The organism is Paraburkholderia diazotrophica (assembly GCF_038900755.1).
Lineage (GTDB): Bacteria > Pseudomonadota > Gammaproteobacteria > Burkholderiales > Burkholderiaceae > Paraburkholderia > Paraburkholderia diazotrophica_A.
In genome coordinates this window covers 69,539-89,785 of record NZ_JBBPEN010000011.1, presented here as the reverse complement: position 1 = coordinate 89,785, position 20,247 = coordinate 69,539, and the positions used below count along the sequence as shown (strand labels likewise).

Annotated in this window: 21 protein-coding genes; 4 read left to right on the top strand and 17 right to left on the bottom strand. The window is 63.6% G+C overall.

Features of this window, described 5'->3' with window-relative positions:
• Window positions 1–57: 57 nt before the first annotated feature.
• From AABE10_RS28755 to ndk, 3 genes are all read right to left on the bottom strand, one after another.
• Complete coding sequence (locus tag AABE10_RS28755; RefSeq protein WP_342936595.1) at window positions 58–1,164, bottom strand: helix-turn-helix domain-containing protein; 1,107 nt, start codon at window positions 1,162–1,164, stop codon at window positions 58–60.
• A 209-nt stretch (window positions 1,165–1,373) separates the two neighbouring features.
• A complete protein-coding gene (gene rlmN / locus AABE10_RS28750; RefSeq protein WP_342936594.1) occupies window positions 1,374–2,522 on the bottom strand; it encodes a 23S rRNA (adenine(2503)-C(2))-methyltransferase RlmN in 1,149 nt (382 codons plus the stop codon).
• Window positions 2,523–2,637: 115 nt separating this feature from the next.
• Complete coding sequence (gene ndk, locus AABE10_RS28745) at window positions 2,638–3,063, bottom strand: nucleoside-diphosphate kinase (RefSeq protein ID WP_342936593.1); 426 nt, start codon at window positions 3,061–3,063, stop codon at window positions 2,638–2,640.
• A gap of 300 nt (window positions 3,064–3,363) precedes the next feature.
• Here ndk and AABE10_RS28740 point away from each other — a divergent pair, with 300 nt between their 5' ends.
• Window positions 3,364–4,062: a Bax inhibitor-1/YccA family protein gene (locus AABE10_RS28740; protein WP_342936592.1), complete on the top strand. Its 699-nt coding sequence runs from the start codon at window positions 3,364–3,366 to the stop codon at window positions 4,060–4,062.
• A 122-nt stretch (window positions 4,063–4,184) separates the two neighbouring features.
• On the opposite strand, the gene AABE10_RS28735 is transcribed toward AABE10_RS28740, so the two are convergent.
• The 10 genes from AABE10_RS28735 to AABE10_RS28690 all read right to left on the bottom strand — a co-directional run bounded on the left by AABE10_RS28735 (window position 4,185) and on the right by AABE10_RS28690 (window position 13,217).
• Window positions 4,185–4,958: an MBL fold metallo-hydrolase gene (locus AABE10_RS28735; RefSeq protein WP_342936591.1), complete on the bottom strand. Its 774-nt coding sequence runs from the start codon at window positions 4,956–4,958 to the stop codon at window positions 4,185–4,187.
• Between the two features lie 8 nt (window positions 4,959–4,966).
• Entirely contained in the window at window positions 4,967–6,115 is a 1,149-nt protein-coding gene (gene bamC / locus AABE10_RS28730; RefSeq protein WP_342936590.1) for an outer membrane protein assembly factor BamC, read from the bottom strand.
• A 105-nt stretch (window positions 6,116–6,220) separates the two neighbouring features.
• Entirely contained in the window at window positions 6,221–7,129 is a 909-nt protein-coding gene (gene dapA, locus AABE10_RS28725; protein ID WP_342936589.1) for a 4-hydroxy-tetrahydrodipicolinate synthase, read from the bottom strand.
• A 42-nt stretch (window positions 7,130–7,171) separates the two neighbouring features.
• Complete coding sequence (locus AABE10_RS28720; protein WP_342936588.1) at window positions 7,172–7,786, bottom strand: class I SAM-dependent methyltransferase; 615 nt, start codon at window positions 7,784–7,786, stop codon at window positions 7,172–7,174.
• A gap of 19 nt (window positions 7,787–7,805) precedes the next feature.
• Window positions 7,806–9,008 carry a tryptophan--tRNA ligase gene (locus AABE10_RS28715; protein WP_342936587.1) on the bottom strand — a complete coding sequence of 401 codons (1,203 nt, stop codon included), beginning with the start codon at window positions 9,006–9,008 and terminating at the stop codon, window positions 7,806–7,808.
• A gap of 9 nt (window positions 9,009–9,017) precedes the next feature.
• Window positions 9,018–9,680 (bottom strand): site-2 protease family protein, encoded by a 663-nt coding sequence (locus AABE10_RS28710; protein ID WP_090864892.1) that lies wholly within the window; start codon window positions 9,678–9,680, stop codon window positions 9,018–9,020.
• A 58-nt stretch (window positions 9,681–9,738) separates the two neighbouring features.
• Window positions 9,739–10,374: an L-threonylcarbamoyladenylate synthase gene (locus tag AABE10_RS28705; RefSeq protein WP_342936705.1), complete on the bottom strand. Its 636-nt coding sequence runs from the start codon at window positions 10,372–10,374 to the stop codon at window positions 9,739–9,741.
• A gap of 77 nt (window positions 10,375–10,451) precedes the next feature.
• Window positions 10,452–11,282 carry a 3',5'-nucleoside bisphosphate phosphatase gene (locus AABE10_RS28700; protein WP_342936586.1) on the bottom strand — a complete coding sequence of 277 codons (831 nt, stop codon included), beginning with the start codon at window positions 11,280–11,282 and terminating at the stop codon, window positions 10,452–10,454.
• A 95-nt stretch (window positions 11,283–11,377) separates the two neighbouring features.
• On the bottom strand, window positions 11,378–12,274 hold the full coding sequence (locus AABE10_RS28695) for an alpha/beta fold hydrolase (RefSeq protein ID WP_342936585.1): 897 nt from the start codon (window positions 12,272–12,274) through the stop codon (window positions 11,378–11,380).
• Window positions 12,275–12,362: 88 nt separating this feature from the next.
• Window positions 12,363–13,217, bottom strand: a complete 855-nt coding sequence (locus tag AABE10_RS28690; RefSeq protein ID WP_342936584.1) for a ferritin-like domain-containing protein — start codon at window positions 13,215–13,217, stop codon at window positions 12,363–12,365.
• Between the two features lie 203 nt (window positions 13,218–13,420).
• On the opposite strand from AABE10_RS28690, the gene AABE10_RS28685 reads away from it, so the two are divergent.
• From AABE10_RS28685 to AABE10_RS28675, 3 genes are all read left to right on the top strand, one after another.
• Window positions 13,421–13,945 (top strand): gamma carbonic anhydrase family protein, encoded by a 525-nt coding sequence (locus tag AABE10_RS28685; protein WP_342936704.1) that lies wholly within the window; start codon window positions 13,421–13,423, stop codon window positions 13,943–13,945.
• Window positions 13,946–14,007: 62 nt separating this feature from the next.
• Complete coding sequence (gene hslO / locus AABE10_RS28680; RefSeq protein ID WP_342936583.1) at window positions 14,008–14,958, top strand: Hsp33 family molecular chaperone HslO; 951 nt, start codon at window positions 14,008–14,010, stop codon at window positions 14,956–14,958.
• A 133-nt stretch (window positions 14,959–15,091) separates the two neighbouring features.
• Window positions 15,092–15,481, top strand: coding sequence for a hypothetical protein (locus tag AABE10_RS28675; RefSeq protein WP_342936582.1), 390 nt, complete (start codon window positions 15,092–15,094; stop codon window positions 15,479–15,481).
• A 148-nt stretch (window positions 15,482–15,629) separates the two neighbouring features.
• Here the strand turns inward: AABE10_RS28675 and ftsB are convergent, their stop codons facing one another.
• The 4 genes from ftsB to AABE10_RS28655 all read right to left on the bottom strand — a co-directional run bounded on the left by ftsB (window position 15,630) and on the right by AABE10_RS28655 (window position 20,164).
• Window positions 15,630–16,058 carry a cell division protein FtsB gene (ftsB, locus tag AABE10_RS28670; RefSeq protein ID WP_342936581.1) on the bottom strand — a complete coding sequence of 143 codons (429 nt, stop codon included), beginning with the start codon at window positions 16,056–16,058 and terminating at the stop codon, window positions 15,630–15,632.
• A 168-nt stretch (window positions 16,059–16,226) separates the two neighbouring features.
• Window positions 16,227–17,510: a phosphopyruvate hydratase gene (eno, locus tag AABE10_RS28665; protein WP_342936580.1), complete on the bottom strand. Its 1,284-nt coding sequence runs from the start codon at window positions 17,508–17,510 to the stop codon at window positions 16,227–16,229.
• Between the two features lie 141 nt (window positions 17,511–17,651).
• A complete protein-coding gene (gene kdsA / locus AABE10_RS28660) occupies window positions 17,652–18,506 on the bottom strand; it encodes a 3-deoxy-8-phosphooctulonate synthase (protein WP_342936579.1) in 855 nt (284 codons plus the stop codon).
• Complete coding sequence (locus AABE10_RS28655) at window positions 18,503–20,164, bottom strand: CTP synthase (RefSeq protein WP_342936578.1); 1,662 nt, start codon at window positions 20,162–20,164, stop codon at window positions 18,503–18,505. The genes kdsA and AABE10_RS28655 overlap by 4 nt, the downstream gene beginning before the upstream one ends.
• Between the last annotated feature and the right edge of the window lie 83 nt (window positions 20,165–20,247).

The following is a 20,247-nucleotide window of genomic DNA, read 5'->3' as shown; positions in this document are numbered from 1 at the left end:
CGTAAATTGACAAAGCGTCGCGGCCTCAAAAGCCGCGACGCGCACGAATGAACTGCGTCAGGGCAGCGCGAAGCGTGCCACATTGCCCTTCGCCGACGCATATTTGGCCGCGTCGACCGGCTGGCCGTCCAGCGTGATCGATTCCAGACCAGCCTTGTTGCCGACCGTCACCTTGAGCGGCGGCAACCCGCTTACCTCTTTCGTCTCGCCCGCGTGGACAAGGCCCGAGAACATTTCCTTGCCATCCTTCTGACGCACGCTGAACCAGCTGTCCTGCTTGACGGCCAGCGAGATCGTCGACGAACCCGCCGGCGCAGCGGTCGGCTCGCTCGCAGCCGACGCCGACGCCGTAGCCGCGACTGCCGGCGCGGCGCTCGCCGCTTTCGGCGCCGCAGCGGCCGGCGTGGATGCTGGTGCAGCCGTCGAGGCCGGCGCCGCGCCTGTCATCGGCAGAGGCGCGGGCATCGGCGTGGCCGACGCGCCGTCGGCTGCGGCCGCCTGCGTATCCGTCTGCGCCTGCGATGCCGCCATCTCGCCCGTCGCGGCCGCGCCGCTGGCAGACTCGCCGACAGCCGCCGACGCCTTGTCAGTTGTCGCAGCAGGAACGCCCGCGATTCCCTTCAATCGCGCGAGCCACGCTGTCGACTGGCCATTATTCGTATGCCACATGGCAAGCGCGATCACCACGACGACGGCGAGCGCCAAGCCCCAGATCCACGAACGCCGGCGCGGCGCGCTGCCGCCCAGCGACAGCGATACTTTCCCGCGCGGCAGGTCCGTGCCTGCGGAAGCCGGCATCGTCAGCGCCGGCTCGGGTACGCCTTTTTCGCGCCGCAGCGCCTGCGTCATCGGGGCCGGATCGGCGCCGACGATCTTTGCGTAGCTGCGCACGACGCCGAGCGCGAACGTCGTATCCGGGAACTGGCTCAGATCGCCCGTTTCGAGTCCCCGCAGCTTGCCCGGCGCGACCTTCAGACGCGCCGACACGTCCTCCACCGACATGCCCTTCGATTCGCGCAACTGCGCAAGCCGTGCCCCGACGGCAGCCAGTGAGTCGAATGCGCCCGGCACGGCCGGCTGCGCTGCTGCCGGTGCGGCCGCCGACAGCGGGCGACCCGAATGCGTATCCTCGTCGTGCGGTTGCGGGTGCTGCGGCTCACTCATCCCAAATCCTTTCGCGTCGATTCTTTTTTCACTCGTGCGAACCGGCGGCACATGGCCTCGTCCGGTTTCGCAGACCGTTTATAACAAAATGCGCGGCTGTGCGTACCGCTTCCGATCGCTTTTGCAAACTTTCTTTTCACTTCGCGCGAGGAGGCCCATTCCGATATGCGGACTGGCTGACATCCCGGCTCATTTGCCTGTCACGAGCCTTACACCGCGCGGACTTCGATGATTTTCGCCTTCCCGGTGCGCTCCGCAAGGCGCGTGCGGTCCTTGACGGCGCCGGCCAGCTGGCCGCAGGCGGCGTCGATGTCATCGCCGCGAGTCTTGCGCACTGTCGTGACGACCCCTGCGTCGATCAACACCTGCGCGAACCGTTTGATCTGCTCGTTCTTCGAGCGCAACAGACCCGATTCCGGGAACGGATTGAACGGAATCAGGTTGAATTTGCACGGCACGTCACGCGTAACCGCCAGCAACTCGCGTGCATGCGCCTCGCTGTCGTTCACTCCGTCGAGCATGCAGTACTCGAACGTGATGAAGTCTCGCGGCGCGACCTTCAGATACCGCTGGCACGCGGCCATCAGCTCGCGCAGCGGATACTTCTTGTTGAGCGGCACGAGCATGTCGCGCAACGGGTCATTCGGCGCGTGCAGCGAGACGGCGAGCGCCACGGGCAGATCGGCGCCGAGCCGGTCCATCATCGGCACCACGCCCGACGTGGACAGCGTGACGCGCCGGCGCGACAGGCCGTAGGCGTTGTCGTCGAGCATCAGGCGCATCGCCGGCATGACGGCGTCGTAATTGAGCAGCGGCTCGCCCATGCCCATCATCACGACGTTCGTGACGACGCGCTCGCCTTTGCCCTCACCGCCCGTCGCGCGACCGCCGGCCTCGCCGAGCGACGCGCGCAGCGCAAATTCGGCCATGCGAAGCTGGCCGATGATTTCGCCCGTGCTGAGATTGCGTGAGAACCCTTGCTTGCCGGTCGAACAGAACCGGCAGTTGACCGCGCATCCCGCCTGCGACGACACGCACAGCGTGCCCCGCGTTTCTTCCGGGATGAAGACGGTTTCGACGGCATTACCGTTGCCGACGTCGACGAGCCACTTGCGCGTGCCGTCGGCGGAAATATGATCGCTGACGATGCCAGGCATCGTGATCGATGCACGGCCCTTCAGCTTTTCGCGCAACGACTTCGCGAGATCGGTCATGCCGTCGAAGTCGGCAGCGTTGTACTGGTGAATCCAGCGCTGCAATTGCTTGGCGCGAAACGGCTTCTCGCCGAGGCTGTCGCAATACGCGACGAGGCCTGCGGCGTCGAAATCGAGAAGGTTGACGGTTGTACTGCTCGTCATATCGAATCCTGCCATTCAGTGCGAGACTGCGTTCATGCAACAAGCTGCATGAACGCGGATACCGTTCGCGCCCGCTCCTGCTGCTGTTACTGCTGTTCTACTGGAGACTATCTGCTTAGCGCGAGTAGACGTTGACTTCCGGGAAGAAGAAGGCGATTTCGACAGCTGCCGTTTCGGCTGCGTCCGAACCGTGGACTGCATTCGCGTCGATGCTGTCGGCGAAGTCAGCACGGATCGTGCCCTTGTCGGCCTTCTTCGGATCCGTTGCACCCATCAGATCACGGTTCTTCAGGATGGCGTTTTCGCCTTCCAGAACCTGAACCTGCACCGGGCCGGAAATCATGAATTCGACCAGATCCTTGAAGAACGGACGCTCAGCGTGCACTGCATAAAACTTCTCTGCGTCGGCGCGCGACAGCGCAACCATGCGCGATGCCACGATCTTCAGGCCAGCGTTTTCGAAACGGCTGTAGATCTGGCCGATCACGTTCTTGGCCACTGCGTCCGGCTTGATAATCGACAGGGTGCGTTCGATCGCCATAAAAACTCCAGAAAATTAAGAGGTTACAGATTTAAATGAATCCGCTATTGTAGCATGTTCCCGTGTATGATTGCGATTGAACCCTTACGATTCCGTAAGGGTCGGAGTTTCAGCACCGAAGATGCCGGCCGACGGGTAACAAAACGTAATAGCGGGTGAATTCCCAAGCGTTGAAACTCCTCGTTCTGGCGTTAATCTTAGGGTTGTGGAACCGCATGCCGGCGGCAACCCGCCTGCCGGCAGCGTACGAAAACCGTTGCAAGCCACGAAGCAACACTGCGTCCGACGCAAGGAGAGACCATGAACGAATATCCCTATAACTTCGGCCGGGGCGGTTCCGTCACCACGGCCGAGACCCGCAACCGCGTACTGCGCAACACCTATTGGCTGCTCGCGCTGTCGATGGTGCCGACGGTAATCGGCGCGTGGGTGGGCGTCGCGACCGGCTTCTCGCTGTTCGCCGCGACCAGCCCGGCCATGAGCATGCTGGCGTTCTTCGCGATCGCGTTCGGTTTCATGTTCGCGATCCAGAAGACGAAAGACAGCGCCGCCGGCGTATTCGTGCTGCTCGGCTTCACGTTCTTCATGGGCCTGATGCTGTCGCGGCTGCTGAGCTTCATTCTCGGCTTTACGAACGGGCCGTCGCTGATCATGCTCGCCTTCGGTGGCACTGGTGTGATCTTCGCCGCAATGGCGACGGTCGCCACGGTCAGCAAGCGCGACTTCTCGGGCCTCGGCAAATGGCTGTTCGTCGGCGTGATCGTGCTGCTGCTGGCCATGGTCGCGAACCTGTTTCTGCAACTGCCCGCGTTGATGCTGACAGTATCGGTGCTCGCGATCTTGATCTTCTCCGCGTACATGCTGTTCGATGTGCAGCGCGTCGTGAACGGCGGCGAGACGAACTACATCACGGCCACACTGGCGATCTACCTCGACTTGTACAACGTGTTCGTAAATCTGCTGTCGATCCTCGGCATCTTCGGCGGCAACCGTAACTGATCGCCTTCACGCCTGAGCCAAAACGAAACGCCCGTGACGAGCAATCGTCACGGGCGTTTTGCTGTTTGCGCTTACGATTTGCACTTACAAGACTTTGAGCGCTATCGCTGCGATCAAGACTTTTAGAGACTGAGCCAGCCGAAGCCTTCGCTTTGTGTGGCGACCACCACGTCCGTCGCCGCCGCGCCGAGCACGGCCGCCATCGCCGCTTGCGCCAGTTCCGGCAGATTGTTCTGCTGGCTCAGGTGCGCGGCGACCAGATGCCGCAGCTTCGAACGATCCAGCGACGCGAGTATTTCCGCCGCCGCGTCGTTGTTCAGATGCCCATGATTGCCGCCGATCCGCGCCTTCAGCGACGGCGGATAACGCGAAGCCGCAAGCATCTGCACATCGTGGTTGCATTCGAGCACGAGCGCGTCGCAACCGCTCAGCACGGCGCTGATATGCGGGGTCGACGTACCAACGTCCGTCAGCACGCCCAGGCGCGACGCGCCATCGGAAAACACGTATTGCAACGGCTCGCGCGCATCGTGCGGAACGGTATAAGGCAACACGCTCAGATCGCCGATCGCGACGCTTTCGTCGCTCCACATCACGTGCAGATCGATATCGGCTTCGTCCGCGCCGACAGCGCGCGCGGTGCCCCAGCTCATGTAGAGCGGAATCGACAGCTTGCGGGCGAGCGTCAGGGCGCCGCCGATGTGATCGCTGTGTTCGTGAGTGATGAGAATGGCGTCGAGTTCATCGACGCCCGCGCCAAGCCGCTCCAGCCGCCTGGCTATTTCCTTCGCCGAGAAGCCGCAGTCCAGCAGAACGCGCGTGGTGGTCGCTCCGTTTTCGGCCTCGACTAGCAATGCATTGCCTTCACTGCCGCTTCCCAGACTGGCGAATCGCACGACCCGCCTTAGTTAAGTTGCGCATGCAGCAGCGACACGATGCGCTGCGCGTCGGACGAGGTATCCACCTGGCCGTTTGCATCGACGACGGCAACCTGTGTCAACGTGTCGCTCTTCGAGCGCACGTTCACGAGAAACTCGTGGGCATCTTTCTTCGTGCTCTTGTCGCTGTAGAACAGCTTGCCGAAGATGCCGTCGCGCTTGAGTTCCTGCATCGAATCCGCGTAACGCACGTAGTAGATGCCCTTTTCGCGATCGCGGTTGTCGACGGTGAAGTTCGTGCGATCCAGCGCGAGGCCGACGCGCAGCCACGCGCGGTCGAACGATTCAGGCAGATCCAGCGTCGCGCCGCCCGCGCTGCCGTCGAGGTGCGCCTGTGCCGTCGACGGACGCGCGTCGGTCAGAAGCTGCTTCGATTGCGCGTCGCTGAGGCCGAACTTTTGCATCAGCTTGGCGAGGAACTCGGCTTCCAGCGCGGGATCGCGCGGACGCTCGACCCAACGCGACGACGTCTTGTCCTGTCCCGTCAGCACCTCTTCCATCGCCGCGTGCGTGATCGAAATGTCGGTTGCGCCCGTCGCATCGCGCGACACAAGCGTGCGGAAGCTATCGCGCGTACCCGACGAGTACGCGAAATCGATCACCTTGCCGACCGTGCGGCGGAACCAGTCGTCAGGAATATTCGCGCGGTTCTCGGCCCAGTCGGTGGCCATGATGCCCGTCGTCGGCGCGTCGGTCTTCAGCGAGAAGCCGTTCTCCGTCCAGAACTCCTTCAGTTGCGGCCACAACTGCTCCGGCGACCGGCCGTCGACGACCAGCCAGCGGCGGTCGCCGTCACGCTCGACGTGCATGCCGAGCGGGTCCTGCGCGCTCGGCACGCCTTCCGTCAGGTTGCCCGCCTGCGTCTTCGCCCGCTGCGGCGCGCCGCCGAGCGCCGTGCCCAGGGGCGGCGCAACATAGCGCTGATCGATCTGCGCAGCCGTCAGATCGCTCGGCACGGCGAGCGGCGGCGCGCTTGCCGTGTCCTTATAGTTCACGCGATCCGACGCGAGCACGTCGTTCAGCGACTCACAGCCAGAAAGCGACACAACCGTGCCAGCCGCAAGCGTCAGCGCCGCCAGGCGCGTTGCGTGGAGGGAAAGTGCGGAACGTTTCATGGGGTCCTTCGTGAAGCTAAACGCGCTGCCTGGTTCGGTGCGTGACCGGGGGCGATATCGACGTCAGTTGAAAAAATGCCGGGAGGCGCCTAAACCCTCAGGCGCTCAGCCGAGCAGCCCCGCCTCGCGCAGCGCGGCGCGGACTACGTCGTGGTAGCGCGCGTCGAGCGGCGTGAGGGGCAGACGAATGCCGCCCTTGACGCGGCCCAGTTGCTGCAAGGCCCACTTCGCCGGAATCGGATTCGATTCGATGAAGAGGTTCTTGTGCAGCGAGAGAAGTTTCAGATGGATCTCGCGCGCCGTCTTTGCGTCGGCCGCGATCGCGGCTTTGCACAATTCGCTCATCAGACGCGGCGCGACGTTCGCCGTCACCGAGATGTTGCCGTGGCCGCCCAGCAGCATCAGCGCGATCGCCGTCGGATCGTCTCCGCTGTAAATGCCGAAGTGCGCCGGCGCCGACTTGATCAGGTGCGCCGCGCGATCGATGTTGCCCGTCGCTTCCTTCACGCCGACGATGCCCGGCACGTTCGCGAGACGCAGGATCGTTTCGTTCGACATGTCCGCGACCGTGCGGCCCGGCACGTTGTAGAGGATCACGGGCAGATCGACGGCTTCGGCGATCTTCGCGAAATGGCGGTAGATGCCTTCCTGCGTCGGCTTGTTGTAGTACGGCACGACCTGCAGCGTCGCATCGGCACCCACTTTCTTCGACTGCTCGGTCAGCTCAATCGCTTCCGTCGTCGAATTGGCGCCCGCGCCCGCGATCACGGGAATGCGGCCGGCCGCCTGTTCGACGGCCGTCTTGACCATCAGCACGTGCTCTTCGACCGACAGCGTCGCTGATTCGCCGCTCGTGCCGACCACGACGAGCCCGTTCGTGCCTTCTTCGATATGCCAGTCGATCAGTTCGCGGAAGGCCGGCAGATCGAGACTGCCGTCTTCGAGCATCGGAGTGATGATGGCGGGAATGCTGCCGCGAATCGCGACGCCGTCTTGCTGAGTGCCGTTAGCCATGAAACGCCATGAATTTGTTCAATAAACTGCGATTGTAGCGGATTAACCGGCCAAATCGTAACGCGGGGGAAGACCCGCATTATCCGTTTTGACCGATCCGTCCGGCTCGCGAATCGCGCAGATGCGCTGGATGTAGGCAGGGCGCGGTTCTGCGAGGAAGCCGTCCTGAAATGCAACGACACGTAACTTTCCGCGCACCGCGTCGAGCAGCTCGCCGGGCTCGAGCAGAAACGCAGGGTTCGACGGCTTGCCGACGGTTTCGTTGCCCCGCGCGAAGGTTTCGTAGATCAGCACGCCGGCGGGCGCCAGCGCGTCCAGCAATTGTGGAAAGAGCGGACGATGCAGATAGTTGGTCACGACGACGGCCGCGAAACGCACATCGGCGGCAAGCGGCCACGGACCGTTTTCGATGTCGGCGGCGAGCGTTGTCATGCCGCAAACGCCGTTCATCGTGGCCAGCGCGGCTGCATCACGGTCGATGGCCGTCACGGGATGGCCGCGCGACGCGAAAAACCGCGCGTGGCGCCCCGCGCCCGACGCTACATCGAGCACCGCGCCGCCATGTTTCACCAGATGCGCCCAGCGCTTCACCCAGCGCGACGGCTCGCCGACGGCCACATGGCTCGCGCAATGCACGTCGGGAAACTCGCCGCTCATCGTCCGCCTGTCGCCAGCATCAGGTGTACGCGAGGCCCATCGCCTCGCGCACGTCGCGCATCGTCTCCGATGCGAAACGACGCGCCTTGTCGCAGCCGTCCGCGACGATCGCGCGCAACAGGGACGGATCATCCATGTACTTCTGCGCGCGTTCGAGCATCGGCTGCTGCTCGCGCAGGATGCCTTCGATCACCGGCTGCTTGCATTCCAGGCAACCGATGCCCGCCGAGCGGCAGCCCTTCTGCACCCAGTCGTGCGTGTCCTTGTCGGTGTAGACCTGATGCAGCTGCCACACCGGGCACTTGTCGGGATCGCCCGGATCGGTGCGGCGCACGCGCGCCGGGTCGGTCGGCATCGTGCGGACTTTCTTCGTGATGGTCTCCGCGTCCTCGCGCAGACCGATCGTGTTGCCATACGACTTCGACATCTTCTGGCCGTCGAGGCCGGGCATCCGCGACGCTTCCGTCAGCAGCACCTGCGGTTCGACCAGGATGATCTTGCGCGAGCCTTCGAGATAGCCGAACAGCCGCTCGCGATCGCTCATCGACAGGCTCTGCGACTCCTGCAACATCGCGCGCGCCTGTTCGAGCGCTTCGTCATCGCCTTCCTGCTGATACGCATTGCGCAGCTCGTGATACAGCTTCGAGCGCTTGCCGCCGAGCTTCTTCGCCGCTTCCATCGCCTTCTCTTCGAAGCCCGGTTCGCGGCCGTACAGATGGTTGAAGCGGCGCGCCAGTTCGCGCGTCATCTCGACGTGCGGCACCTGATCTTCGCCGACGGGCACGAGCGACGCACGGTACAGCAGAATATCGGCCGCCATCAGCACGGGATAGCCGAGAAAACCGTAGGTCGACAGATCCTTGTCCTTCAGCTTCTCGATCTGCTCCTTGTACGTCGGCACGCGTTCGAGCCAGCCGAGCGGCGCGCTCATGCCGAGCAGCAGCGACAGTTCCGCATGCTCGGGCACGCGGCTCTGGATGAACAGCGTTGCCTGCGCGGGATCGATGCCCGACGCGAGCCAGTCGATCAGCACTTCCCAAACGTTCTTTTCGATCACGTCGGGCGTTTCGTAGTGGGTCGTCAGCGCATGCCAGTCGACCACGCAGAAAAAGCACGGATATTCGGACTGCAGACGCACCCAGTTTTTCAGCACGCCGTGATAGTGGCCGAGGTGCAGCGAGCCGGTGGGCCGCATGCCGGAGAAGATACGGTCGGGGTACATGGTTTTGGATTAGAAAAGCGAAACGAGAGGAGTCAGGATAGCCGTGACGGCTTCATAGCCAATATTCACGAGCGGACGCAGCCAGAAGCGCGTCAACGTGCCCGTCATCACGAGCGCCATCACGATGAAAAAGCCATAGGGCTCCAGGCGCGCCAGCATCATTGCCGGACGCACGGGCAGCAGCGCCGTCAGCACGCGTCCGCCGTCGAGCGGCGGCAGCGGAAAGAGATTGAGCACGCCGAGCACGAGATTCACGCCGACGCCCGCGGCCGCCATGCGCGTGAAGAACGGCTCGTCGACGTGCATGAGAGCCAGCGACACGCCGAACACGCCCCACACCAGCGCCTGAATGAAGTTGCACATCGGGCCCGCGAGCGCGACCCACAGCGAGCCCCAGCGCGGATTGCGCAGATTGCCGAATGCGACGGGCACGGGCTTCGCGTAGCCGAACATGAACGCGCCGCTCGTCGCGAAGTAAAGCAGCAGCGGAATGAAGATCGTGCCAAGCGGGTCGATGTGTCGCATCGGATTGAACGACACGCGCCCGAGCACGTAAGCAGTGTTGTCGCCGAGCATGCGCGCGACGTAGCCGTGCGCGGCCTCATGCAGCGTGATCGCGAAGATCACGGGCAGCGCGTAGACGACGATGGTCTGTATCAGGGAGGAATCCATATTGCTCTATTGTAACAACGCCGCCTTGCGGCCCTGTCGGCTTTCGCTCATGTCGCGATCAGGCCGTCTCTTCGAGACCGAACGGCGCGAGCGCGCCGCGCCCCGCTCTCACCAGCACGGGCTCGTCGCCCGTCAGGTCGATCACCGTCGACGGCTCGCACGGACACGCGCCGCCGTCGATCACCAGATCGAGCTGCTTTTCGAGCCTTTCGCGGATTTCCTCCGGATCGTTCAACGGCTGGGTTTCGCCGGGCATGATCAGCGTCGAGCCGAGCAGCGGCTGACCAAGTTCTTCGAGTATCGCGAGCGTGATCGCGTGGTCCGGCACGCGCAGGCCGATCGTCTTGCGCGACGGATGCGACAGGCGGCGCGGCACTTCCTTGGTCGCCTGCAGCACGAATACGTAGGGACCGGGCGTCACCGATTTGATCAGACGGTATTGGCGGTTGTCGACGATCGCGAAGTTCGCCAGTTCGGACAGATCGCGCACGAGCAGCGACAGCAGCTGCCGCTCGTCGATTCCACGGATGCGCCGCACGCGGTCGACGGCGTTCTTGTTGTCGAGCTGGCACGCGAGCGCGTAGCTCGAGTCGGTTGGCAGCGCGACCACGCCGCCGCCTTCGATGATCTGGGCCGCCTGCTTGATCAGACGCGGCTGTGGATTGTCCGGATGAAGCCGAAAGTATTGGGACATGATGTCGGTCAGGAGGTCGGGGAACAGCGACAGCGTATCCACGCAGCGCGCGTGCCCGCGCGGCGCGAAGTCAGAGCTTACAGCCAACGGTCCCAGACTGGCTTCAGATCGGACGGCAGCGGCGGCAGGCTGCCCAGTTCGACGCGGCCTTCACCCGCCGCATGGAAATCGGACCCGCGCGATGCTTCGAAGCCGAAGCGACGCGCGACGTCCGCATATTCGCGGTATTGATCGGGCGTGTGGCTGCCCGTGACGACTTCGATCGCCTTGCCGCCGAGATCGATGAACTCGCCGTACAACGCGTCGAATTCAGTCGGCGTGTACGCGTAGCGGCCCGGATGCGCGATCACCGCTTCGCCGCCCGCGGCCTTGATCCACTTGATGGCGTCGGCGAGCTTCGACCAGCGATGCGGCACATACCCCGGCTTGCCTTCGCCGAGAAAACGCGAGAACACGTCCTGCGTATCCTTCGCGTAGCCTTGCTCGACCATGAAGCGCGCGAAATGCGTGCGCGAGATCATGTCGGGATTCGACACGTATTTCAGTGCGCCTTCATACGCATCGCGAATGCCGAGCGTGGCCAGTTGTTCGCCGATCGCCTCGGCCCGCGCCGCGCGGCCGTTGCGCGTGCGATAGAGCCCATCGAGCAATTCCCTGCAGGCGGGATCGACATGCAGGCCGACGATGTGAATCGTGCGCGACGCCCAGGTGACTGAAATCTCGACGCCGTTCAGATACCGCATGCCGAGCGCCTCAGCCGCTTCGCGCGCCTCCACCTGACCGCCGACTTCGTCGTGATCGGTCAGCGCCCACAGCGTCACGCCGCCCGCATGCGCGCGGCGCGCAACTTCGGCGGGCGCGAACGCGCCGTCGGACACAGTGGAATGGCAATGCAAGTCGGCGTTCATCGTCGTCTGGATAAGCTGAACGTCTCATTCTACTGCAACGCAGTAAGCAAACGCAGAGGAATCACCGGCCCGAACCGCAACACTCCTGATACGCGCTATGCGCAAAAGCCCTCGATCAGCGCGGCGACGTGCTCGGGCTGGTCGTGATGAACCATGTGGCCCGCTTCGTCGATGAACGCTTCGCGCCAGTCGGCAAACGCGCTGAAGCGCGCCTTGAATTCGTCGAGTGGAATATTGCCCGCCAGCATCGCGAGCGTCGGCGATGCCGTCGCTTCGACGTGCAGCACCTTTGCGCGCACGTTCGCCCAGACGGCCATCACTTCGTCGAGCCGGTACAGCATCGGTCCGCGAATCTTGTGCGCGGGATCGGCGAGCAGCACGTAGCCGCCCTTTCCATCCGGCTTCGACCAGTGCTGCGCGAGAAAGCGAGCGCGCCGCGGGTCCAGCCGCGCGTTGGTCTTGATCAGGCGCGCGGCGACATCGTCGAGCGTCGCGTACGGACGCAGCGACGGCGGCTCGCGCAATTCGTCGAGCCACGACGCGAGACGGCGCGGCAGTTGCGACGGCATCGACGGCGCGAGCCCGAACCCTTCCAGATCGATCACGCGCCGCACGCGCTCCGGCCGCACGCCCGCATACAGACAGACGATGTTCGCGCCCATGCTGTGCCCGACGAGGTTGACTTCGCCCGTCGGCGCGTAGTGATCGAGCAGCGCGTCGAGGTCGGCCAGATACTCCTGAAACCAGTAGTGGCCGCCGCCCTTCTCCGCGACGGGCCAGTCGGACAGCCCAAAACCGCGCGCATCGGGCGCGATCACCTGCCAATCGCCGGCGAGCGCATCGACGACGAACTGAAACGATGCGGCGACATCCATCCAGCCATGCAGCATGAAGAGCGTCGGCGAGTCGGGATTGCCCCAGCGGCGCACGTGCAGGCGCACACCGCGCACGGTGACGAATTCGGAAACGGAGGGATTCAAGGGACGGTCCATGACGCGGCCTAAAAACAGAATGATCGTTCGATTATATCGAGATAGCCACGCCGCCGCGCGTGGCGGCGTGGAAGTCCGCCTCGGTCGTTCAGTCGTCGGCGCGCTGCTGCGCTTCCAGGCCAGTCAGCGCTGCCAGTTCCTCGTCTTCAAAGCCGGCGCTGCGCCGCGCTTCGAAATTGAAGGGCCCGCGCAGCTTCGGCGCGCGATACTCATCGGACAGACGCAGATAGGTCTGATGGGCATCGACGCCCGCCTCGTCGCAAAGATGTCGGAACCAGCGGTTGCCGATCAGCACATGACCGATTTCGTCGCGCAGGATCACGTCCAGAATCGCCGCCGACGCGTGATCGCCCGCCTGTTGCAGCCGCGCGCGGATCGGCGGCGATGCATCGAGCCCGCGTGCCTCCAGCGTGCGCGGCACGAGCGCCATGCGGGCGAGCACGTCGCCGCGCGTGCGCTCGCACATATCCCACAGGCCGTCGTGCGCCGGGAAGTCGCCGTACGCGTGGCCGAACTCCGCAAGTCTCGCGGACAGCAGCGAAAAGTGATGCGCCTCCTCCGACGCGACCTTCATCCAGTCGACGTAAAACGCCGCCGGCATGCCGCTGAAGCGCCACACGGCATCGAGCGCCAGATTGATCGCGTTGAACTCGATATGCGCGAGCGCGTGCAGCAGCACCGCGCGCCCTTCGGCCGACTGCATGCTGCGCCGGCCGAGCTTGCGCGGCTCGACAAGTTCGGGACGCTCGGGACGCCCAGGCAGTCCGGCAGGCTCTTCCAGCATACGTTCCGGCGACACGGCCGCCGTGCCGTCCTGCACCCGCGCATGGAGAGCCTGCGCCGCTGCGGCCTTTGTCGCGGGCACGCGCTCGCCCAATACGGCCAGCGCTTCAGTGCGGGCACAAATCAGGGCATCGGAACGGGCGGAATCGGGAGAATGCATGGTGCTTTACTGGGCGATACGTGAAAAGGGAAATCGGCGATGCTGCCAAACGCCCGGAGCGCACACGCTGGAGGCGGGCTTATTGCACAACCGTTTACAATACGCGATCCGACCATACAGTGCGGGATGCCGCCATCCCGCGCAACGTGCCGCGCCGGCCGCCGATGAGCGGCGGCAACGCGTCCGACGACCGAGGAGACACTGTGGCAATCTACAAGCTGGGCGACGCCGCCCCGACCATTCACGAGAGCGTGTTCGTCGCGGACACCGCGACCATCATCGGCAAAGTGACGGTCGAAGAAAACGCGAGCGTCTGGTTCGGCGCTTCGATCCGCGGCGACAACGAGCCGATCATCGTCGGCACGGGCACCAACGTTCAGGAAGGCGCCGTGCTACATGCCGATCCTGGCTTTCCGCTGACGCTCGAAGCGAACGTGACGGTCGGCCACCAGGCGATGTTGCACGGCTGCACGGTCAAGGAAGGCGCGTTGATCGGCATTCAGGCTGTGGTCTTGAACGGAGCGGTCATCGGCCGCAATTGTCTGGTCGGAGCGGGTGCCGTCGTTACCGAAGGCAAGGTTTTCCCCGACAATTCGCTAATTCTCGGCGCGCCCGCAAAGGTCGTCCGGGAATTGACTGAAGCAGATATCAAAGGCCTGCAGCGCGTCGCCGATAATTACGTCGAGCGCAGGGACTATTTCAAGGCGCAACTCGTCCGCATCGGCTAAGGCCGGCGGCACGACGCGTCAAGCGCGGCCTTCCCGCCGCGCGGTTCGACCGAGGAAAAGTTGTGAGTGATCAGTTGCAAAAATTCATGTTCAGCGCGGCGCCCGTTCGCGGCGAGATCGTTTCGCTGGCCAATACGTGGCAGGAAGTGCTGACGCGCAGGAGCTATCCCGCCCCGGTGCGGAACGTGCTCGGCGAGATGATGGCCGCGTGCGCGCTGCTGTCGGCGAATCTGAAATTCGACGGCACACTGATCATGCAGATCTTCGGCGACGGTCCCGTGAAGATGCTCGTCGTGCAATGCAACTCGGACCTGTCGATGCGCGCGACCGCGAAGTTCGCGGGCGACGCCGCGCACACGATCACCGACGATCTCACGCTCGTCGATCTCCTCAATGCGGGCGGCCATGGCCGCTGCGTGATCACGCTCGATCCGAAGAGCAAGACGCCCGGCCAGCAACCGTATCAGGGCATCGTGCCGCTGTCGGGCGAGGACGGGCCGCTTAAGTCGATGGCGGAAGTGCTCGAGCATTACATGCATCACTCGGAGCAGCTCGATACGCGTCTGTGGCTCGCGGCCAACGACCAGCGCGCAGTCGGGATGCTGCTGCAGAAGCTGCCCGGCGACGGCGGCATCGTCCCGCATCCCAGCGAAATCGACGCCGATACATGGAATCGTCTCTGCACGCTCGGCGGCACGCTGTCGTCGGATGAACTGCTGAGCGAAGAGCCGACCACGCTGTTCCGGCGCCTGTTCTGGCAGGAGAACGTCCAGCATTTCGAGCCGGCGAGAACGCGCTTCGAATGCACGTGCTCGCGCGAAAAAGTCGGCCGCATGCTGAAGATGCTGGGGCGCGAGGAAGTGGACAGCGTGATCGAAGAACGCGGTCACGTCGAGATTCACTGCGAGTTCTGCAATCAGCGGTATGAATTCGACCCCGTCGACGTGGCGCAACTTTTCGTCGCCGCCGGGCTCTCAGAGGGTGTGGCGCCGGCCGCTGACCAGCGGCATTGAGCCGGAACAGACTGCGTCGCCGCGAGCCGCTTTCGTCGGCGGGCGGCGCAGTATCATCGGACATTGGCGGTTGCCTGATTTCCGCAAATGCTGATAGCGGAATTGCTTAGGCATCCGATCGATGGAGATCGAAATGAAGACGTTTGTCCTGTTACGTATCGCTCGTCCGGCCCGGATGTCGGCGCTTGCACTCGTTGCCGGCGCTGCCGCCTTGTCCGGCTGCATGATGGACCCGCCCGGTCCGTCGCCGATCTACAGCCGCTTGCCCGCCGACCAGTCGGGTATCGCGGCGACCGCGCATCCGCTCACGCCCGAAGAACGCGCGCGTTACGACGCAATCGACAAGCAGGTGATGGTCGAGCAAAACGAGGCCATGGCCGCCGATGCCGCCGCGCAGGCCTGGTCGCGCTATGCCGCTCCGCCCGTCACGGTCTATGGCAGCTACTCCAGCGGCGGCTGGGGACATGGCTGGGGCACGGGCATCGGCTATGGATATGCGCCGGGCTGGGGTTGGGGCTGGTAATACGCCCCTTGGATCGCTGCTTGCATGAGCAGGCGCCGCACGGCTCGTTCGATCGGCCTGCGCGATCAAAAACAAAAGGCGCGGCTCATCATGAACCGCGCCTTTTTCGTTGCATCCGCATTGGCTTGTCGCCACGCCGCGCCAGACATCAACCCGGCTTCTTCTCCTTCGCATCCTTCTTCGGGTGCTTGCGATCCGGCTTCGCGCGCGACTCCGGATTCGGCACCACGCGCAACGGCGCACCCGTGATCTGCCCGCGCGTCGACGTATTCGATTGCGCGGCGCTCGAAGCGGACAGCGGCGCGTTCGGCGACACGAACTGCACGAACACTTCGCTGTCCTTCACCATGCCCATCTCGTAGCGGGCACGCTCTTCGACGGCGGCCGTGCCGCTCTGCAGATCCTGCACTTCGCCCTGAATGCGTTCGTTGCGCGTCTTCTCGTCAGCATTCTTTTGCAGTTGCTGAGCGAGTTCCTGTTGCAGCTCGTGAACGCGCAGCCAGCCGCCATGGCCCCACCACAGCGGATATTGGATCAGCACCAGCAGGACGAGCAGAACGACGGTGACGAGCCGCATGAATTGAATTGCAGGGTGGAATACGCGCCGCCCTGCGCTGTACGCAGGGCGGCAAGGGTGAGTCAGTAGCGAAGCATAACCGTTTTAGCGGTTAATGAGACAAATTGTTGACGGCAAGCGTCACTCTCGCGCGTCGACCTGTCTCGAAGGGAGCCGGTCGGGCGTCGTTCAACGCAGGTTGTAGAACGCCGACTTGCCCGGATAGCTGGCGATATCGCCGAGATCTTCTTCGATACGCAGCAGCTGGTTGTACTTCGAGATACGGTCGCTGCGCGACAGCGAACCTGTCTTGATCTGACCGGCGTTCAGGCCAACCGCAATGTCCGCGATCGTCGAATCTTCCGTTTCGCCCGACCGGTGCGAAATCACGGCCGTATAGCCCGCGCGCTTGGCCATTTCGATCGCCGCGAAGGTTTCCGTCAGCGTGCCGATCTGGTTGATCTTGATCAGAATCGAATTCGCGATGCCCTTCTCGATGCCTTCCTTCAGGATGCGCGTGTTCGTCACGAACAGGTCGTCGCCGACCAGCTGGATCTTCTTGCCGAGCTTGTCGGTGAGCAGCTTCCAGCCTTCCCAGTCGCCTTCGTGCATGCCGTCTTCGATCGAGACGATCGGGAACTTGTCGGCGAGCGTGGCCAGGTAGTCCGTGAACTCCGCCGACGACAGTTGCAGCCCTTCGCCCGCCAGCTGGTACTTGCCGTCGTGGTAGAACTCGCTCGCCGCGCAGTCGAGCGCGAGCAGCACGTCTTCACCGGCGCGGTAGCCTGCCTTCTCGATGGCCTGCAGGATGGTCGACAGGCACTCGTCGTTGCTGCCGAAGTTCGGCGCGAAGCCGCCTTCGTCGCCGACGGCCGTGCTCATGCCACGGTCCGACAGGATCTTCTTCAGCGCGTGGAACACTTCAGCGCCGCAGCGCAGCGCTTCGCGGAACGTCGGCTGGCTGACGGGGACGATCATGAATTCCTGAATGTCCAGGCTGTTGTTCGCGTGCGCGCCGCCGTTGACGATGTTCATCATCGGGACGGGCAACTGCATCGCGCCCGAGCCGCCGAAGTAGCGGTACAGCGGCAGGCCGGCTTCTTCAGCGGCGGCCTTCGCGACGGCCATCGACACGGCCAGCATCGCGTTCGCGCCCAGACGCGACTTGTTGTCGGTGCCGTCCAGCTCCAGCAGCGTCTTGTCGAGGAATGCCTGCTCGGAAGCGTCGAGACCCATGATCGCTTCGGAGATTTCAGTGTTGATGTGCTCGACGGCCTTCAGCACGCCCTTGCCGCTGTAGCGGCCGGCTTCGCCGTCGCGCAGTTCGATCGCTTCACGCGAGCCCGTCGATGCGCCCGACGGAACGGCCGCGCGGCCCATCGTGCCCGATTCGAGCAGCACGTCGCATTCGACGGTGGGGTTGCCTCGCGAATCGAGAATCTCGCGACCGATGATATCTACGATAGCACTCATGGTTTCCTCTGAAATGACGATGAATTCTTAAGGTGAGACGTCCGGTTCACTTGGACTGCTCGCGTCCAGACGCGTTCGACGACCATCGGGTTGGCGCGCGCGAGCCACGCCGGATCACGGCGAACCTCGCGCGCCCGCGCATCAGTTGAAATCGCTCTCGAGGAACGGCGCGCGCTTCACGGCCTGATCGAGCGTCATCAGCGTCTCGAGCAGATCGGCCATGCGATGCAGCGGCACGGCATTGGGACCGTCCGACTTCGCTTCGGCCGGCCTCGGATGGGTTTCCATGAAGAGACCCGCGATGCCCGTCGCGACGGCGGCGCGCGCCAGCACGGGGACGAATTCGCGCTGGCCGCCCGAGCTCGTGCCCTGCCCGCCCGGCAGTTGCACCGAATGCGTCGCATCGAACACGACTGGCGCGCCCGTCTCGCGCATGATCGCGAGCGAGCGCATGTCCGACACGAGGTTGTTATAGCCGAACGACACGCCGCGCTCGCACGCCATGAAGCGGTCTTCCGACAGACCGGCTTCACGCGCAGCGTCGCGCGCCTTGTCGATCACGTTCTTCATGTCGTGCGGCGCGAGAAACTGACCCTTCTTGATGTTGACGGGCTTGCCCGAACGCGCGCACGCATGGATGAAGTCAGTCTGGCGGCACAGAAACGCGGGCGTTTGCAGCACATCGACCACCGATGCCACCGGGCCGATTTCTTCTTCCGTGTGAACGTCGGTCAGAACGGGCACGCCGAGCTGACGCTTCACTTCGGACAGAATGCGCAAGCCCTCATCCATTCCAAGCCCGCGAAACGACTTGCCGCTGCTGCGATTGGCCTTGTCGTAAGACGACTTGTAGATGAACGGAATCTTCAGCTTCGCGCAGATTTCCTTCAGCTTGCCGGCCGTGTCGATCGTCATCTGTTCGGATTCGACGACACAAGTGCCCGCGATCAGGAAAAACGGCTTGTCGAGGCCGATTTCGAAATCGCCCAGTTTCATACTTTCTCCTCGACGGCCGCTTCGCGATGCGCGCGCGCCGCTTCGACGAATGCCTTGAAGAGCGGATGGCCGTCGCGCGGCGTCGACGTGAATTCAGGGTGGAACTGCACGCCGACGAACCACGGGTGCATCGAACGCGGCAGTTCCATCATTTCCGGCAGGTCTTCGCTCGGGGTACGGGCGCTGATGATAAGGCCGCCGCCTTCGAGCTGGGGCACGTAGCGGTTATTGACCTCATAACGGTGACGGTGGCGCTCGTTCACGTCCTTGCCGTAGATCTCTTCGGCCATCGTGCCCGGCTTGATCGGGCAGCGCTGCGAACCGAGGCGCATCGTGCCGCCCATATCGGATTCTTCCGTACGCTTCTCAACCTTGCCTTCGCGGTCGTACCACTCGGTGATCAACGCAACGACGCGATGCGGCGTAGCTGGGTCGAACTCCGTGCTGTTCGCATCCTTCAGGCCCACGACATCGCGCGCGAATTCGATCACGGCCAGCTGCATGCCGAGGCAGATGCCGAGATACGGCACCTTCGCTTCGCGTGCATGACGGATCGCCTTGATCTTGCCTTCAGTGCCGCGACGGCCGAAGCCACCCGGCACGAGCACGGCATCCAGATGCCTGAGGCCGTCGACACCGTTTTCTTCCAGCTCTTCGGAGTCGATGTATTCGATGTTGACCTTCGTCGACGTGTGGATCGACGCATGGCGCAGCGCTTCGATCAGCGACTTGTACGACTCTGTCAGTTCGACGTACTTGCCGACCATGCCGATCGTCACTTCGCTCTTCGGGTGTTCGAGCTTCTCGACCATTTCCGACCAGATCGACAGATCGGCCGGCTTGGCCGTCAGCTTCAGCTCTTCGCAGATCAGTTCGTCGAGGCCCTGATCGTGCAGCATCTGCGGAATCTTGTAGATGCTGTCGACGTCCCACACCGAGATCACGGCGTCTTCCGGCACGTTCGAGAACATCGAGATCTTCGCGCGCTCGTCGTCGGGAATGCGGCGGTCGGCGCGGCACAGCAGCACGTTCGGATAGATACCGATTTCGCGCAGCTTTTGCACGCTGTGCTGCGTGGGCTTGGTTTTCAGTTCGCCCGCGGTGGCGATGAACGGAACTAGCGTGAGGTGCACGAAGCATGCGCTGTTGCGGCCGAGGCGCAGGCTCATCTGACGCGCGGCTTCGAGGAACGGCAGCGATTCGATGTCGCCGACCGTGCCGCCCACTTCGACGATCGCGACATCCGGCTCGCCGCACGTCGCGGATGCCGCGCCGCGCTCGACGAAAGCCTGGATTTCGTTCGTGATGTGGGGGATGACCTGAACCGTCTTGCCGAGATAGTCACCGCGGCGTTCCTTGCGGATCACCGATTCGTAGATCTGCCCCGTCGTGAAGTTATTGGCCTTGCGCATCTTCGTGCTGATGAAGCGCTCGTAGTGGCCGAGGTCGAGGTCCGTCTCAGCGCCGTCTTCCGTCACGAACACTTCGCCGTGCTGAAACGGGCTCATCGTGCCGGGGTCGACGTTGATGTAGGGATCTAGCTTGAGGAGGGTGACTTTCAGACCGCGCGATTCGAGGATCGCGGCGAGGGAAGCGGCGGCAATACCCTTGCCGAGGGAAGAAACTACGCCGCCGGTGACGAAAACATATTTGGTCATCGCTGGATGCTCGCGGGAAAAACGGATTATACCCGAACGTGCCGTTTCAGCCCAGCCCGAGGCCGCTCCCTCGCGCCGATCGA